This is a genomic window from Clostridium sp. JNZ J1-5, assembly GCF_053901425.1.
This window is the reverse complement of sequence record NZ_CM132773.1, coordinates 2,494,368-2,511,559: the sequence shown is the minus strand read 5'-3', so window position 1 is coordinate 2,511,559 and position 17,192 is coordinate 2,494,368. Positions and strand designations below refer to the sequence as shown.

At 33.1% G+C, this 17,192-nt stretch carries 14 protein-coding genes and 1 tRNA gene; 2 read left to right on the top strand and 13 right to left on the bottom strand.

Annotated features, from left to right (window positions below):
- Positions 1 to 97 precede the first annotated feature (97 nt).
- Together ACWW38_RS12120 and ACWW38_RS12115 are read left to right on the top strand one after the other, a co-directional pair.
- Positions 98 to 778 (top strand): response regulator transcription factor, encoded by a 681-nt coding sequence (locus tag ACWW38_RS12120; protein ID WP_456257812.1) that lies wholly within the window; start codon positions 98 to 100, stop codon positions 776 to 778.
- Positions 772 to 2,328 carry a HAMP domain-containing sensor histidine kinase gene (locus ACWW38_RS12115; RefSeq protein ID WP_456257811.1) on the top strand — a complete coding sequence of 519 codons (1,557 nt, stop codon included), beginning with the start codon at positions 772 to 774 and terminating at the stop codon, positions 2,326 to 2,328. Before ACWW38_RS12120 ends, ACWW38_RS12115 begins: the two co-directional genes overlap by 7 nt.
- 78 nt (positions 2,329 to 2,406) lie before the next feature.
- Here the strand turns inward: ACWW38_RS12115 and ACWW38_RS12110 are convergent, their stop codons facing one another.
- From ACWW38_RS12110 to ACWW38_RS12050, 13 genes are all read right to left on the bottom strand, one after another.
- Positions 2,407 to 2,706: a HesB/IscA family protein gene (locus ACWW38_RS12110; protein WP_456257810.1), complete on the bottom strand. Its 300-nt coding sequence runs from the start codon at positions 2,704 to 2,706 to the stop codon at positions 2,407 to 2,409.
- Between the two features lie 44 nt (positions 2,707 to 2,750).
- Positions 2,751 to 4,670, bottom strand: a complete 1,920-nt coding sequence (selB, locus tag ACWW38_RS12105) for a selenocysteine-specific translation elongation factor (protein ID WP_456257809.1) — start codon at positions 4,668 to 4,670, stop codon at positions 2,751 to 2,753.
- Positions 4,667 to 6,073, bottom strand: coding sequence for an L-seryl-tRNA(Sec) selenium transferase (gene selA / locus ACWW38_RS12100; RefSeq protein ID WP_456257808.1), 1,407 nt, complete (start codon positions 6,071 to 6,073; stop codon positions 4,667 to 4,669). Before selA ends, selB begins: the two co-directional genes overlap by 4 nt.
- A gap of 69 nt (positions 6,074 to 6,142) precedes the next feature.
- The gene (gene selD / locus ACWW38_RS12095) at positions 6,143 to 7,201 is read right to left on the bottom strand and encodes a selenide, water dikinase SelD (protein ID WP_456257807.1); all 1,059 of its coding nucleotides are present in this window, start codon (positions 7,199 to 7,201) and stop codon (positions 6,143 to 6,145) included.
- Between the two features lie 32 nt (positions 7,202 to 7,233).
- Positions 7,234 to 7,330: transfer RNA gene (locus ACWW38_RS12090), tRNA-Sec, on the bottom strand.
- Between the two features lie 214 nt (positions 7,331 to 7,544).
- Positions 7,545 to 8,255 carry an L-ribulose-5-phosphate 4-epimerase gene (gene araD / locus ACWW38_RS12085; protein WP_456257806.1) on the bottom strand — a complete coding sequence of 237 codons (711 nt, stop codon included), beginning with the start codon at positions 8,253 to 8,255 and terminating at the stop codon, positions 7,545 to 7,547.
- Between the two features lie 75 nt (positions 8,256 to 8,330).
- Positions 8,331 to 9,167, bottom strand: coding sequence for an L-ribulose-5-phosphate 3-epimerase (locus ACWW38_RS12080; protein WP_456257805.1), 837 nt, complete (start codon positions 9,165 to 9,167; stop codon positions 8,331 to 8,333).
- Between the two features lie 38 nt (positions 9,168 to 9,205).
- Positions 9,206 to 10,717 carry an FGGY-family carbohydrate kinase gene (locus tag ACWW38_RS12075; RefSeq protein WP_456257804.1) on the bottom strand — a complete coding sequence of 504 codons (1,512 nt, stop codon included), beginning with the start codon at positions 10,715 to 10,717 and terminating at the stop codon, positions 9,206 to 9,208.
- A 133-nt stretch (positions 10,718 to 10,850) separates the two neighbouring features.
- Positions 10,851 to 12,386 (bottom strand): FGGY-family carbohydrate kinase, encoded by a 1,536-nt coding sequence (locus ACWW38_RS12070; protein ID WP_456257803.1) that lies wholly within the window; start codon positions 12,384 to 12,386, stop codon positions 10,851 to 10,853.
- A 46-nt stretch (positions 12,387 to 12,432) separates the two neighbouring features.
- Positions 12,433 to 13,509: an MDR/zinc-dependent alcohol dehydrogenase-like family protein gene (locus ACWW38_RS12065; protein WP_456257802.1), complete on the bottom strand. Its 1,077-nt coding sequence runs from the start codon at positions 13,507 to 13,509 to the stop codon at positions 12,433 to 12,435.
- Positions 13,510 to 13,539: 30 nt separating this feature from the next.
- Positions 13,540 to 14,532 (bottom strand): ABC transporter permease, encoded by a 993-nt coding sequence (locus tag ACWW38_RS12060; RefSeq protein WP_456257801.1) that lies wholly within the window; start codon positions 14,530 to 14,532, stop codon positions 13,540 to 13,542.
- Positions 14,525 to 16,027 (bottom strand): sugar ABC transporter ATP-binding protein, encoded by a 1,503-nt coding sequence (locus ACWW38_RS12055; protein ID WP_456257800.1) that lies wholly within the window; start codon positions 16,025 to 16,027, stop codon positions 14,525 to 14,527. The genes ACWW38_RS12060 and ACWW38_RS12055 overlap by 8 nt, the downstream gene beginning before the upstream one ends.
- 85 nt (positions 16,028 to 16,112) lie before the next feature.
- Positions 16,113 to 17,054: an ABC transporter substrate-binding protein gene (locus ACWW38_RS12050; protein WP_456257799.1), complete on the bottom strand. Its 942-nt coding sequence runs from the start codon at positions 17,052 to 17,054 to the stop codon at positions 16,113 to 16,115.
- Positions 17,055 to 17,192: the final 138 nt, after the last annotated feature.

The window sequence follows — 17,192 nt, the reverse complement described above, 5'->3', positions numbered from 1 at the left end:
ATTCCCTGCAGTTTTTTTGCCTTGTAACACAATTGTGACAATGGTCTTATAAAATATAATAAATAGGATTTAATCCATTGTGTGAAAGGATAAAAACATGGAAAATAAAAAAATTTTAATAGTAGATGATGAAGAACTTATAAGAAAACTATTGAAAGATTTTTTAAAGAAAGAAGGCTATCTTACTCTAGAAACTGATAATGGTAAAAAAGCTATTGAAATTATAAAAAGTAACAGTGACATCGATCTTATTATTTTAGATGTTATGCTTCCTGGTTATGATGGTTGGACAGTGTGTAAATATATAAGAAATTTTTCAAAAGTTCCAATAATAATGCTGACAGCAAGAAGTGAAGAATTTGATGAGTTATTTGGATTTGAGATTGGTGCAGATGAATATATAACTAAACCTTTTAGTCCTAATATACTGGTAGCTAGAGTAAATGCTGTTCTCAGAAGACTTGAAAAAGAGTCCCTTTCTATAAAATCTTTTGATGGCCTTGTAATAGATGATACAGCCCGCTCCGTAGAAATTTTAGGTAATAATATAGATCTTAGTCCAAAGGAATATGAGCTTCTTTTGTATCTTGTTAATAATGTTGGAAGAGCATTAAGCAGAGAACAAATACTTAATAAAGTATGGGGCTATGACTATTTTGGCGGTCTTAGAACTGTAGATACTCATATTAATCGTTTAAGAATAAAATTAGATACTAAAGAGGACTATATCCAAACTGTAAGAGGCTTTGGATACAAATTCGAGGTTAAGCAATGTTAAAATCCATAAGATATAAGCTATTTATTGGTATAAGCAGTCTAATTATATTTTTTGTATTGTTTTCTCTTCTTCTAAACACACAATACCTTGAAAAGTATTATTTAAACGAAAAGAAAGACATGCTGATAAAAAATAGTAATTTAATTAATCAATCATATAAAGGAAACCCTGCAGATATAGCTTTAGAACTAGAAAAGCTAGAGACATCTTCAACGCTAAACATGATAATTGTAGACAGCAGCGGCAAGATAAAATACAGCACCTTTTCAAGAGTACTAAATGAAAAACCTTTTTTTAGGAAACCCATTACTCCTCCTGACTCAGATTCAGAAAGCAGCTTAAGGCGGAATGATAGTAGAATATTTGACAGAAAAATAAACCCTGTGCCTAATACTAAAATGGATTTAGAAAGTCTTTCCGAAATTATAGGCTTATATATGCCTGATAGTGAAAAATATGTATTTTTAACTCAAAAAGATAAGGATTTAAAAATTGATTTTCTTGTTCTTAAAACTATATTAAGCAACGGTGATTCTCTCATAATTAGAACTCCTCTTCCTGCCATAACCGAAAATGCAAATACAGCTAATAAGTTCATGATGTTTACAGGTATTTTGGTACTCTTTATTGGAGGAATATGGGCTTATCTATTTTCTAAAAATTTTACTAAGCCTATATTAGAACTTAATAGTGTATCTCAGAATATGGCAAATTTGGATTTCTCTAAAAAATGTAATATTAATGATGAAAATGAAATTGGAGAACTGGCTAAAAGTATTAATTATCTTTCCGAAAACTTAGATAATGCTATTTCAGAATTAAATGAAAAAAATCGTAAACTAATGGAAGATATAGAAAAAGAACGAAAGATAGATGAAATGCGTAAAGAATTTGTTTCAAATGTATCTCATGAATTAAAAACTCCCATTTCATTAATCCAAGGCTATTCAGAAGGTTTAAGAAGCAATGTTATACAAAACGCTGAGGACAAAGACTTTTACTGTAATGTCATTATCAATGAAACAACACGTATGGATAAACTAGTTAAAGACCTCCTGAATTTATCACAAATTGAATCTGGTTATTTCAGACTAGAAAAAACCGTATTTAACATATCTTCACTTATAGATTCAATTCTTATCAAATACAGAGCAATCTTTGAAGAAAAGCAAATAAAAATTAACGTAACTAAAGAACCTACTGTTACAGTCTGCGGTGATATTGTTAGAATAGAACAAGTCATTATAAACTATATAAATAATGCAATTAATCACGTAAATAGCCATAAAATAATTAATATAACTGTAGTGGATCTTGAAGAAAAAGTAAAATTCGAAATCTTTAATTCAGGAAATCCTATTCAGGAGGAAGCCCTAGATAAAATATGGATTAGCTTTTACAAAGTAGACAAGGCAAGAACACGAAAATATGGTGGCAGCGGTCTTGGGTTATCTATTGTAAAGGCAGTTCAAAATCTCCACGGAAATAAGTGTGGGGTAAAAAATTTAGATAATGGAGTTATGTTTTGGTTTGACATTGACAAGGCTTAAGCTACTGATGGAAAGGACCCTATGAAATCATAGAGTCCTTAATAATTTAAATTCTAGTTTAAATCTTTGGTTTAGTTGCTAACATGAGGATGTTCTAGATCCTCTTATAACAAATCCACGATTTAACCAACCATTTGAGTAATCAATAATTGAATTATCTAAATATACTCCAAGGTCAGCATCATGTACTATTGTTACACCTTCTGATTCTATAACTACATCATTTTCATTCTTTAACTCATCCAGAGTTAATTGTAATCTTGGGCCTCCTCAGCCATAGCCACCAAATGAAACTCTAAGCATAGTAACTTCAGGATTTTTAGCTTTTAGTGCCATTTCTTTGAACTTTTCAGCTGCTAATTTAGAAATTGTAATCATATTATTTTCACCTACCTTTTTATCTATAGTTTAAACCAGTATATTTATCTAAAATAGTCCATATAATGGACTCCCGGCTTTCTAATGTCCTCATATCTTATAGTCACCTCAAGGCTATCTAAATATTCTAGCAGTGCTACGGCAAACTTTCTACTTGTTTCCAAGTAGTCTCTTGCTTGGACTACAGAAATAGTACCTTCTTTATCAAAAATCTCTCTTAATTTTTTTACATTATGCTTCAATATATCCACATGAATCAATATCCCACTACCTAAATCAATTATCTTTCCAGACTGTATCAAAAATTTCTCAACATCTTCAAACTTATATGGTTTAACATCTGTATTTTCCTTTAGCTGCTGAATACTTTTAACATTCAGTCCATTTTCCATAAAAGTCTTTTCAACTAATTTTGTTTGACTTCTTTCAGATATTCTATCAATCATATCTCTATTGGCCTCTACTATAAAATTGCCATCTAATTTAAGTAGATTATTCTTAATATAGCTATTCAATAGTTCAGCAAATTCTTTTACATCTAAAGTGCTAAACACTTTACTTTTTATTTCTTCTTTATCTATTTGAAATCTAAAAGGATATTTTTCATATAATGTTTCAAATTCCATATTAATTTTTTTCATGTATTCTCTATATAAATGTCTACTTATATATTTATCTGTTTCTGGTAAATAGACTACCTTTTCTAAGTTCATTAACTCTTGGAGTATATTTCTAATTTCATTTTTATTAATAAAAGTTTCCTTCCATAGGTCTTCAACGGTTAATAGCCTCTCTGAATCCTTAAGAATGAAATCTACTAGTTTATCTACATTTCCTGCTTCTCCTATCTTCAAAGTTTCAATGGTTTTCTCTGAAAATCTCTGTCTATTTTTTGAAGAATGAAAAATTATTTTTCCTCCTCCTAAAGTAACCACTGGTGAATAGGAACGTATAATAAACCTATCTCCTCTTATGACTGCAATAGGCTCTTCAAACCTAAGTTGAACATACCCTTTGCTCTCTCCTAATATTTCATCTTCTCCTAAAACTCTTATTCTAGCAAGCACTTCTTTAGTTCCTACATGCACATGTACCCGTTGATTATGAACTATGCCTTTTATATCTTTTACTGTGTGCAGCACAGCATCCACAATTCTAGTAGGTTTTATAATTCCTGGATTTGCTGCTAGGTTTCCTCTTTCTATTTCTGCTTTTTCAACTCCAGCAATATTTAAGGCACATCTATCTCCTGCACTGGCTGTTTCCACATTATGATTGTGTACTTGAATTCCTCTAATCCTTGCACTTAATCCTTTAGGTAATATCTCAATCATATCACCTTTTTTTATCTCTCCCCCAGCCACAGTTCCTGTAATTATTGTTCCATGTCCTGTAATTGTAAAAACTCTATCTATAGATAATCTAAATAATTCTTCAGCATTTGAATTTGCAGCTTTCTCTGTTAATTTTTCAAGGTATTTAACAAGTTCTTGAATACCCTCTCCAGTTACTGAGGATACTGGAATCATAGGATAGTCTTCTAAAGTAGTTCCTTTAAGGCTATTTTTTACATCATCCTTTACCATCTGAAGCCATTCATCATCTACTAAATCTGTTTTTGTTAAAACAATTACTCCAGACTTTACGTTTAAAAGTGAAAGTATATCAATATGCTCCTTAGTCTGAGGCATTACCCCTTCATCTGCAGCAATTACTAACATAACAAAGTCTATTCCGGTAACTCCTGCTACCATTGTCTTAACAAACTTTTCATGTCCAGGCACATCTATTACAGAAATCACATTGCCTGATGGCAGAGTCAAAGAAGCAAAACCAAGCTCAATTGTCATTCCTCTGCGTTTTTCCTCTTCTAACCTGTCTGTATCAACCCCTGTAAGCCTCTTTACAAGAGCTGTTTTTCCATGATCTATATGTCCTGCAGTTCCCATTACAACATTCTTCATACTTTTTCACCTAATATCCCTGTAAGAGCTTCAACAATAACTTGAAAATCACTTTTTTCAATAGTTCTCACATTCAAAATAATTCGATCCTTATTTATCCTGCATACAATTGGAATATCTGCCCTTCTAAGTTGTTCTTGAATTTTATTTACTTCTATATTATCAGCACTTAGTGCTACTGCCTTTCCCTTAAGGATTACACCTGGAAGAGAACCTCCTCCAACTTCATCTAGTTCATCTATTACTTCTGTTTTGCACTTATCTCCTAAAACCATATCTATATTCTTTTCTAGCTCAGCTGCTCTAGAAAGCAATTCATCTTCCTTTAAAGCCATCATTTTAAGGGCAGGTATATGGCTAGGTGCATTTTCTAAATCACTATATAAATTTAATACAGCAGTAAGTGCAGCAATAGTCATCTTGTCGCATCTAAGCATACGAGTAAGTGGATTTTTCTTAATTCTATCAATTAAATCTTTTCTTCCTACAATTATTCCTACTTGTGGTCCTCCTAGAAGCTTATCACCACTGAAAGTTACAATATCTGCTCCTGATTTTATGCTATCTTGTACAGTTGGCTCATAGGGCAGTCCTATAGATGATAAATCATACAGGCTTCCACTACCTAAATCCTCCATAACAATAAGTTGTTTTTCATATCCTAACTCCACTAACTCTTGAAGTAAAACTTCTTCTGTAAATCCAGTTATTTTGTAATTGCTAGTATGTACCTTTAATAGTACTGAAGCTTCCTCAGAAATAGCATTATCATAATCCCCTATTCTAGTCTTATTGGTAGTTCCAACTTCCACCATTCTTGCAGAACTTCTTGATATTATATCAGGAATTCTAAAGCTCCCCCCAATTTCCACCTGCTGTCCTCTAGATATTATAACTTCTTTGTTATTTGCTAATGTATTTAGGCATAAGAACACTGCAGCCGCATTGTTATTAACTACCATTGCACTTTCAGCACCGGTAATTTTTTTTATAATAGGTTCTATGTGAGAATATCTAGAACCCCTAATACCTGCTTCAATGTCAAATTCTAGATTGCTGTACCCTTCACTTACCTCTTTTACTAAGTTAATTGCATCCTTTGGCAATGGTGCTCTTCCAAGGTTTGTGTGAAGAACAATACCTGTTGCATTTATAACTCTCTTTAACCCAGCCCTTTGCTGACATGCAATATTTTCCCTAAGTTTTTTTATAATATGTTGGGTAATCTCTTCTCTATCATTAAACCAGGTGTTTTTTCTAATATCATCTATAACTTCTCTAATTTTGTCCAATGTAAATTCTCTTCCGTAAGCCTCCATTAAGCTATTAATTTCAGGCAACTGGATTAGTCTACTTATAGATGGAATTTTTCTTAAAACATCCTGCCTATTGAAGTTTTCCAAAAATTATTCCTCCTTTAAGGAAATGGACATAACCACTAACTGGATTAATCCATTTAAGGCTATGTCCTTTTAAACAATTGTAATTACATTTTCTTGTGTTCCCACTTCAAGTACTTCACCAATTATTTCTGACTTTATTTCAGCATTAGAATTTAATTCACCTAATAATTTCTCTGCTTTTTCTCTAGGTACAGAAATCAACAATCCACCTGAAGTCTGGGGATCAAATAGTGCAATCCTAATTGCTTTTTCAATTGAATTGTTAAAGTGAACCCACTTTTCAAAAAAGCGCATATTTGAATGTGCTCCACCAGGAACAGAGTCCATTTGGATTAATTTAATTACATTTTTCATAAATGGTATCTTTGAGCTGTAAATTTTAATTTCAACTCTACTACCTTCAGCCATTTCATAGCTATGTCCTAAAAGTCCAAAGCCAGTTACATCTGTACATGCATTTACTCCAACTTTTTGCATAGCTTCTGAAGCAGCCTTGTTTAATGTTGACATAACAGTTGCAGCCTCATTAAGTTCATCTTCAGATATTAAATCAAATTTAAATGCAGTTGTTATAATTCCCACTCCAATAGGCTTTGTAAGAATGAGAACATCTTCTGGCCTTGCACCTGAGTTTGTTATTACCTTTGATGGATTTACTGTTCCTGTAACTGATACACCATATTTAATCTCATTATCCGTTACAGTATGGCCTCCTACAAGTGTAGCCCCTGCTTCTTTAATTTTAGCTGCTCCACCATTTAAGATTTCAGCTAAAACACTAGGGTCAAGGGAACATGGAAAACAAGCAATATTCATTGCTGTAAGTGGTTTTCCCCCCATGGCATATACATCACTTAGTGCATTTGTAGCTGCAATCTGTCCATATAAATATGGATCGTCTACTACCGGAGTAAAGAAATCCACAGTCTGAACTAATGCAAGTTCATCTGAAATCTTGTATACTCCTGCGTCATCTGATTTATCAAAACCAACAATTAAGTTTGGATCTTTTTTTGTATCATCGTCTAAATGGCACAAAACTTGTGCCAGGTCCTCTGGACCTAACTTGCTAGCTCATCCGGCCTTTGAAGACATATGTGTAAGTCTTTTTAATTCCTTATCTGTCATACAGCCACCTCCTAAGAGCAAGTATTTTAAAATGGCGGGAACGTGTAGGAATTGAACCCACCTCGGCCGGTCTTACCACCCGACTATGGATTTGAAGTCCACGGGATCCACCAGGACCCATCCGCCCCCATATATAATGCTTTATTGATATATATTATATACCCATAGTGGGTATATGTAAATAGTTTTTTATCGAAATATTTATCAGATAGTTGGTTAGCATATTTTAAAATACAGCCTTTATTTATTATGTATTAATTAGGTTTGTATATTCATTAACTCATAATATTAAAAAATAAATGATCTACAGAACTTTCTCCTGTAGACCATTTATTTTGAACTTTTATAAATAATCATTGTACTTTTCATTCTGTCCATAATATGCATTAGCACCATGCTTTCTTAAAAAGTGTCTATCTAACAAATAACTCTTAACTGAAGATTGGGAAGCATTTATAGTCAATGTTCTATATGCCATCTTAGCTATTTGTTCCATAACCACAGCATTATGCACAGCTTCTTCTGGGCTCTTACCCCAAGCAAAGGGACCATGGTTACAAACTATTACCCCTGGAATATAGTTTGAATTTAATTCTTTAAACCTTTCTACGATTACATTACCAGTTTGTAATTCGTACTCCCCTTCTACTTCTTCTTTTGTCATATTTCTTGTACAAGGTATACTTCCATAAAAATAATCGCAGTGAGTTGTTCCAAAGCAAGGTATATCTTTTCCTGCTTGAGCCCAACTAGTAGCCCATGGTGAGTGGGTATGAACTACCCCGCCTATTTCAAGAAAAGCTTTATATAAAACTAAGTGAGTAGGAGTATCTGATGACGGTTTCAAGTTTCCCTCAACTACATTCCCCTCTAAATCTATAACCACCATATCATTTAATTCCATTTCTTCATATGGTAATCCGCTTGGTTTAATAACTATTAATCCTTTGTTCCTATCAATTCCACTTGCATTTCCCCAGGTGTATGTAACCAATCCTTTTTTAGTTAATTCTAAATTCGCTTTTAACACACTTTCTTTTAAATCCTCTAACATAATTCTTCTCCTTTCATAGGCTAATATCTTTTAACTAAAAAACAATCAATCTATGAATTGATAGCCCATCAAACTTTATCTGTTATTGAATTGAGATCTTAAAAATTTATTGGAAAATCTCAAGGATTCTTTCCAATCTAAATTTTCATTAAACCAAAACTCACCTACAAACATATAAACACCATTTTTTCTAAGCAATTCTATAGTGCTTTTAAAATCTACATGACCTGTTCCATAAGGAACCTCCCTAAACTTACCTGGAAGGGTTTCTTTTAAATGAGCAGCTAGGATTTTTCCCTTTCCATTAGCTATATCTTTTAGTACATCTATTCCATACTGTTTACACGCATTTGTCACGTTACCGATATCAGGATACACATTTAGATATGGTGAATCAATTAACTCAACATATTTCATTGCTTTTTCCGTAGTATTCATAAAATCTGTCTCCATGGTTTCGAATCCCAAAAGGACTCCTTTTTCAGCCGCATACTGAACAGACTTTTTTAAATTTTCTCTAAACCGTTGTATAGTCTCTAATGTAGATTCTTCATAATAAACGTCATATCCAGCAATTTGAATAATTCTAATTCCTATATCACATGCAAAATCAATAGCTTTTCTCATTATGCTCATACCCTTTTTAGCTATTGTTTTATCATTACTTCCTATTGGAAATTTTCTATGTCCGCTCAAACACATTGTTTTTATTGGCATTCCAGTTCTATACATGGAATTTACCAATTCTTTCTTTTCTTTAGTACTCCAATCAAGTCGTTGTAGTTTTACATCAGTTTCATCAATACTAATCTCTAAAAAGTCAAAACCTGCCTGCTTTCCTTCTATTAATTTTTCTTCTAAAGTTATATAATTAGGCATTGACTTTTCATATAAACCTAATAAATATTCCATAAACTCCTCCACTCATATAAGTGCGTAACTATATTAGTTTAAAACTTTTTCCATAGACTATCTAAAGCCTCTGTAGTGTCCTTATAAAGCTGAAATTTAGCTTTGTAGATTTCAACATTTTCTTTAATTGGTTCAACTCTTTGTTTAATCTTAACTAACTTTTTTGCTGCCTCTTTTAAGTCTTTGAATATACCTACAGCTACACCTGCAGCCATAGCACTTCCTAATGCTCCTAATTCCTTTGTATCAATTATCTCAATAGGTAAATTTAACACATCAGCAAATATCTGAACCCATACTTTAGAATTTGCAGCACCCCCAGCTAATCTAACAACTTTAGGCTTCTCACGGTTTAACAATAATTTTTCAATATGAACCATATGACAAAAGACAATTCCCTCAAATACTGCTCGTACAATTTGCTCTTTTGTGTGAGAGCTATCCATTCCAATTAAACAAGCTTTTGCTTGTGGATTATAATTAGAACCAAATATATACGGCAAAAATATAATATTTTGTTCATTTGGCTTTACCGATTCAACCATCTTATTGACCATATCATAAACATTAATACCTAATTCCTTAGCTAATTCTTTTTCTTTATCCATAAACTTATTTAAAAACCATTCATTATTAGCTGCTGAAGTTGGGCTGCATTCCTCTATAAGATAATATCCTGGAATGCAATATAGAGAATTCATCATAACTGTTTTATTAAGAACTGGTTTTCTTGAAATATATTCATTAATACTCCATGTCCCAGCAATAATGCAAAGCTTATCTTCATCTGTAATATCCATAGCAATGGCGCAGGCATCAATATCAAACATTCCTGCTGCCACCGGTGTTCCCTCTGCTAAACCTGTTTTTTTACTTGCTTTTGCTGTAATATACCCTGATATATCTGTTGAATATTTTAGTGGAGGAAGTTTATCATAAATATCTTCTAAATGAAAAATTTTTAATAGTTCTTTATCATACTTTTCCTCAATAATATTTACAAAATTTGAGCCTGAAATATCTGTAATTTCAGCATTAGCTTCTCCTGTAAGTCTATATCTAATATAATCTTTAACCCCAAATATCCATTTTGTATTTTCTATTACTTCTGGATTATTATCTTTTAACCAGCTAACAAGAGACACTGGCTGGCAAGCTAAAATTCTTTGACATGTTCTTCCAAAAACTTTGGCTGCTGTCCCATCATTGTTCCACTTTTCAGGATACATATAGGCTCTTGTATCTGTTGATACAATTCCCTTATAGGCTGGTTTGTTATCTTTCCCCCATAGATAAAGTCCTTTCCCATGGCCTGAAAGAGAAACCCCTAAAATTTCACTAGGTTGAATGCAGGACTGCTCTATCACATTTTTTAATACTCTACAATTAGCCTCCCATAAAGCCTCCATATCCCTTTCTGTACGACCTTCTCCAGAGTTAATTAATTCCACCTGCTCATATGCAGTAGCTACTGTAGTCCCATCTATATGAAAAATAACCGCTTTTATATACGTACCTCCATTATCCAAACCCAATAAATATTTTCCCATTATAGCCTCCTTTTTAATAGTAGCTATTAAAATACTAATTCCTATAAATTCATATTTATTTTGTAGTCTATATAAAAAACCTGCTGCTACATATAAAGGGGAACTGTAACAGCATATAACTTTCTCATTTGTATTAGATTTTTAAATCATTTATTTCACTCATATTAATTTTTAGGTTTAAGTAAAGGCTTTTATATATATCAAAAATTTTATTATATAACTTTGTATTCTCTAGATTTGGCTCAATGGTATCATCAAATTCCAGCCATTGAGACAATATATTAGGTTGTTGAAAAACTCCAGTTGCCAGCCCAGCTAATAGTGCATCTGCTAATGGAGCCTCTACATCATTTTTTATAATTTTTACAGGTCTTCCAGTAACGTCAGCAAAAATTTGTGGCCAAATCTTTGATTTAGAAACACCACCTACAAGAATTATTTCCTTGTTTAAATGTACACCTGTTCCAGCAACCATTTCCATATTATGCCGTAGAGAATAGGCAACTCCCTCCATAAAGGCTTTAAATAAGTGTCCTTTATTATGCATAAGACTCAACCCAATTATAGTACCACGAGCTTTACTATCCCAAATTGGGCTTCTTTCTCCCATAAAATAAGGTAACACGATTAAACCTTCAGAGCCTGCTGGTATATTCATAGCCTTCTCTTCTAACAAGGTATATGCGTTAACTCCTGTCTTTTCTTGTTTATCTAATTCTAAATCTCCTAATGTATCTCTAAACCATCTCACCACAGCTCCTGCAGTAGCAGCTCCTCCAAAAGTATAAATTTTGTTCTTTGAATCTATGGTATGAGGCATACTAACTAAACTCTTTGAAAGGTTAGGTTTTTCTGTTACAAATCCCCAGCACATAGATGTACCCATCATAGCTACATGATTGCCCTCATTAAAAGCTCCTGCCCCTAAGGTAGCAACTGGTGCATCAACACCACCGCAGATTACTGGTGTTCCAATTTTTAAGCCTGTCTTTATAGCAACTTCCTCTGTAACCCCACCTACAATGTCAGTACATTCTACAAGTCTTTCTGGGAAAAACTTTAATGGTATTCCTAACTTCTCTAGCATATGGGCAGACCAATTTCTTTTTTTCAAATCGTATACTCCCCCAATATTTCCTGCTGAGGAATGGTCTACAGCTACTTCTCCAGTTAATTTATAAACTATATAAGAAGCTGGCGGTAAAAGATATTGTATTTTATCCCATATAGTGAGATTATTCTTCATCCAAAGGATTTTAGTAAATCCAAAGTATGAGTTTACAGAGTTACCTGTTATTTCAAACAACTCATCAAGATCAATGTTTTTTTCTACCCATTTTGCTTCCTTTTCAGCTCTGCGATCCATCCAAATTAAGCAGGGAGCTAAAGGATTTATGTCTTTGTCTACTGGGATACCAGACCCACCATATAAGCTGCTTATTGCTATACCTTTTATATCTTCAGCACTAATATTTGCCTTACCAACAACCCCTTTAATGGTTTCAAAGGTAGCATCAACCCAAGGTTCAGGCCATTGTTCTGCCCAGGAAGGCTTTGGTGTCTCAACATCATATCCTTTATAGCTATGGGCTAGAACTTCACCTTTTGGGTTTATCAAAACTGCTTTTGTACCCTGGGTTCCTACATCAACTCCTACTAAATATTCCATATTCTCAACTCCTCTATAAACTATGTTATGGGATTATAAAATTTAATTAGAATGTAATTGCTACTTTAAAATCACCGTATTTACCTGTTGCATATTCAAAAGCTTCTTTCCATTGTTCAATTGGGAAAGTACGTGATACTACACCATTTGTTTTTAGATTTCCATTAGAAATGTTTTCAATAACGAAGGGATAACAATATGGGCTTAAATGAGCGCCTAAAACATCAAGCTCTTTACGGTCTCCGATAATTGACCAGTCAACAGTTGTTGGAGAACCAAAAACGCTAAACTCAACAAAACGTCCCAATTTTCTAATCATACTTAACCCTTGTGTTACACTAGAAGGGTGACCAGTTGCTTCAATATAGATATCACAGCCATAACCCTCTGTCATATTAAGTATTTCCTTAATCACATCAGTTTTAGATGGATTCATTACAATATCTGCTCCAAATTCTTTTGCTTTTTCAAGTCGTATATCAATCATATCTAGAACAATTAACTTTTTAGGATTTTTCATTCTTGCATAGGTAACCATACCTAATCCAAGTGTGCCTGCACCAGAGATTACTACAACATCTTCACAGCCTATTTGTGCTCTATCTACACAGTGCTTAGAGCAGCCATAAGGTTCAATTAACAATGCGTTTTCTAATTTCATTTCCTTTGGAACCTTGTGTATTACAGATGTTTTAGGATAGCGAACATATTCTGCCATACCACCATTATTTTCTTTTTGGAATCCAAAAATATTATGAGGTTGGCACATCCAGTAATGACCATCTTTACAAAATCTACATTCACCACATGGAACGATTTGATCTGCAGTTACTCTATCTCCAATTTGAAAATCCTTTATATTTTCTCCCATTTCAACAATTACCCCAACAAATTCATGTCCTGGTATAAACGGAGGTTTTACCCAAGAAGGTTGTACTTCATCCCCCCAGAACATTGCAGCACCATGCTGACATTTTAAATCCCCTGCGCACACACCGCAGCCTTCAGTTCTAATAATAATGTCATCTGGTCCACACTTTGGTGTAGGATAATTTGTTTCAAAACGATAATCTCCATTTCCATATGCTACTAAAGCTTTCATTGTTTCAGGTAACTTTGTCATAATAAACCCCTCCTCATATTTTGCCAGTATTTATTTTTTCTTTTTTGAACTAAAGTAAATAGCTAAAAGTATTATAAGTCCCTTTAAAACTCTTTGAACATAAGGTGAAACCCCCATCAGATTCAATCCATTACTTAATACTCCCATTATTAATACACCTAGAAAAGTACCTAAAATATTTCCACGTCCTCCTGCTATATCAGTTCCACCTAACACAACTGCTGCTATAGCATCTAACTCAAAACCCACCCCAGCCATTGGCTGCCCAGACATCAACCTAGAAGTTAACACTACTCCAGTAACTGCGGCAGTTAAACCACTTACTAGATAAGCTATAATTTTATACTTTTTTACCTTAACTCCAGATAAACGTACTGCTTCTTCATTTCCACCAATAGCATATATATATCTTCCCATTGGCAAGTGATTTAATATTATATAAGCAATTAAATAAATTATAATCATTATAACTACAGGCATTGGAATTACGTTTAATAAGTATCCTCTGCCTAAAAAAGAAAACTTAGTTGGCAAGCCAGATAATGGGTATCCTCCAGTATATAAAAGAGCTAAACCGCGGGGAATTTCCATCATTGCTAAGGTAACTATAATTGGCGGCATCTTTGCATAGGCTACCAATGTACCATTAATAAGACCACATATAGCGCCTACTAAAATCCCTAGTAATACGGCCACTGCAGAAGGTAATCCTAAGTTAATCATTGCACCTGCTATTACAGTACTGGAAATTGCCATAACAGATCCAACAGAAAGGTCTATTCCTGATGTTAAAATAACAAAGGTCATACCTACTGCTAGAATACCATTTATAGATACTTGTCTAACTATATTAATTAAATTGTCATACTCTAAAAATTTATCCGATGCTAATGTCATTAACAGACATAATCCAATAAATCCTATAAAAGTTACCATCTCTTTTTTTAGCTCTCTTCCCTTTAAGAAGCCTCTTATAAGATTTTCATTTTTCCTTTTTTCATATGCCTTTTCAGAATCACTCATTTACTCCACCTCCTGTTGCATAATACATAATTCTTTCTTGGTTAGCTTCTTTAGGATTTATCTCTCCTGTAATTTCGCCTTTACGCATAACCAATATTCTATCACTCATTCCTAAAATTTCAGGAAGTTCTGATGATATCATAATAATTGAAATTCCCTTATTAACTAATTGTCTCATCAATTTATATATTTCCGCTTTAGCTCCTACATCTATCCCTCTAGTAGGCTCATCAAAAATTAAGATTTCACATTCTGTGTTTAAACATTTAGCTATTACTACCTTTTGTTGATTTCCACCACTTAAATTTTTTACAAGTCTCTCTATACTTGATGTTTTTATATCTAAACTCTCTACATACTCATCCACTATATTTATTTCTTTCCCTCTATTAATGAATCTGTATTTATTAATAATCTTTTTAAGGCCAGATAAACTTATATTATTCTTAATAGATGCTTCTAACACTAAACCTTGGGTTTTCCTATCTTCTGGAATTAAGGCTATACCAAATTGCAATGCTTCATTTGGAGTCCTAATACTCACCTTTTTCCCTTTTATATAGACTTCTTTTTCTTCTACCTTATCTGCACCAATTAATGCTCTTACCACTTCAGTTCTACCAGAACCTACAAGTCCAGATATCCCTAATATTTCACCTCTATATAATTTAAATGATACCCCCTTAACTTTACTGTTCCTTAAGTTTTTAACTTCTAAAATTACTTCCTTATCACCTTCAGAACAAACTCGTTTTGGGAAAGTATCCTTTAACTCTCTTCCTACCATCATGTGGATAATACTATCCTCTGTAACTTTATCAATTGATTCAGTTCCAATCCATTTCCCATCTCTTAAAACACTTACCCTATCGGCTATTTGAAATATTTCATCTATATGATGAGAAATGAAAATCATAGTCACTTCATTTTTTTTAAGTGTCTTCATTAAATTAAAAAGATGCTTTACCTCTCCCTCTGTTAGCGTTGCTGTTGGTTCATCTAATATTAAAAGTTTTGAATTTACAGAAATAGCCTTAGCTATCTCAATAAATTGTTGTTCCGCAACACTAAGTTCCTCTACTGTTTTATCTAAATCAATATCTACATCAATTCTTTTTAATAACTCCTGGGCCTTTTCTTTCATAAGCTTTCTATCTAATAAACCATTACTCTTTCTTATTTCTCTTCCTAAAAATATATTGTCTACAGCATTGAGATATGGAATCAAGCTAAATTCTTGATGTATAATAGTTATACCTAACTCCTGAGCCTCTTTAGTGTTATTTAAAATTATCTCTTTTCCTTCAAAAAAAATCTTACCGCTTGTAGGTTTATAAATTCCAGATAAAATTTTCATTAAAGTTGATTTTCCTGCACCATTTTCTCCTACTAGGGCATGAATTTCACCAGGAATTAAATTAATACTTACACCATCTAATGCCTTAGCTCCAGGAAATTCTTTTTTTATATCCACTAGTTCCAAAATTTTATCCACTATACCACCTGCCTACTTCCTTATTTAAACTTTTTAAGGATTAGCACTCCAAAACTTGGAGTGCACATGTTTTTAATAATTTTTATTACCATTTAAAATCTTTCGCATTATCTTTTGTCAATGGTTTAACATCTACTGGTACTGCTGCTGGAACATGAGCACCTAAATACTTAGCTAAAGCTATTCCAAAACCAATTCTTACTTGATCACGAGGATATTGAGCTACAGTGCATTTAAATATTTTTCCTTCTGTTATAGCTTTAACTGCTTCTGGTGCACCGTCAACGCTATAAACTCCAATATTTTTGCCAGCACTTTCAATAGCAGCAACAGCTCCTAAAGCACCTGTATCGTTAACACTAAAAATTGCATTTAAATCTGAAGTTGTCTGCATCATATTTTCAGTTACAGCCATTGCCTTACTACGCTCTTGTTCACCATTTTGGTTATCTACAATTTTAATACCTGGATATTCCTTCATAGCAGCCTGAAAACCTTTTACTCTTTCTAGGATTGGAACTACTGGAATACCATTTAGGATAGCAACTTTTCCTTTTCCATTTAAATCTTTTGCTAATTGTTTTCCAGCTAAATATCCTGCATCATAGTTTTTGGAACCTACAAAAGAATCAATAGGACCATTTGCTTGTGCATCAACACAAACTACTACAACTCCAGCCTTTTTTGCTTCAACAACTGCTGTTTCTATACCTTTGCTATCAGTTGGGTTTAATAATAAAATCTTAACACCCTTTTGAATCATATCTTCTATATCACTAGTTTGTTTATTTACATCATGTTTAGCATCAGTTACAATAAGTTCAGCTCCAATTTGGTCAGCAGCTTCTTTAACAGCCTCATTCATTGTGATAAAATAAGGATTATCCATTTCCTGAAATGACATTCCTATAGTTAACTTTTTAGGCTTAGCTGTTTCATCAGCTGGTTTTGATGATGTATTTGCAGCTTGACCACATCCTGTGAATGTCAACATTGCTGCAATTAATAGACCTACTACTTTTTTCATTAATACCCCTCCTGGATTAAATATTTGTAAACCTTTACTTAAACTCTAGCCCTCTTATTATGCATTTCTATTAGCATCATTTTTAAGTTATCCTCCTCCCTTATAATCAATAAACTTTAATAATCTATAATGCGTAGT

Excerpts from the sequence above, each read along its gene's own strand:
- ACWW38_RS12120 (WP_456257812.1), top strand. The coding sequence starts at position 98 with ATGGAAAATAAAAAAATTTTAATAGTAGATGATGAAGAACTTATAAGA.
- ACWW38_RS12115 (WP_456257811.1), top strand. The coding sequence starts at position 772 with ATGTTAAAATCCATAAGATATAAGCTATTTATTGGTATAAGCAGTCTA.
- selB (WP_456257809.1), bottom strand. The coding sequence starts at position 4,670 with ATGAAGAATGTTGTAATGGGAACTGCAGGACATATAGATCATGGAAAA.
- araD (WP_456257806.1), bottom strand. The coding sequence starts at position 8,255 with ATGTTAGAGGATTTAAAAGAAAGTGTGTTAAAAGCGAATTTAGAATTA.
- ACWW38_RS12080 (WP_456257805.1), bottom strand. The coding sequence starts at position 9,167 with ATGGAATATTTATTAGGTTTATATGAAAAGTCAATGCCTAATTATATA.
- ACWW38_RS12075 (WP_456257804.1), bottom strand. The coding sequence starts at position 10,717 with ATGGGAAAATATTTATTGGGTTTGGATAATGGAGGTACGTATATAAAA.
- ACWW38_RS12070 (WP_456257803.1), bottom strand. The coding sequence starts at position 12,386 with ATGGAATATTTAGTAGGAGTTGATGTAGGAACCCAGGGTACAAAAGCA.
- ACWW38_RS12065 (WP_456257802.1), bottom strand. The coding sequence starts at position 13,509 with ATGACAAAGTTACCTGAAACAATGAAAGCTTTAGTAGCATATGGAAAT.
- ACWW38_RS12060 (WP_456257801.1), bottom strand. The coding sequence starts at position 14,532 with ATGAGTGATTCTGAAAAGGCATATGAAAAAAGGAAAAATGAAAATCTT.
- ACWW38_RS12050 (WP_456257799.1), bottom strand. The coding sequence starts at position 17,054 with ATGAAAAAAGTAGTAGGTCTATTAATTGCAGCAATGTTGACATTCACA.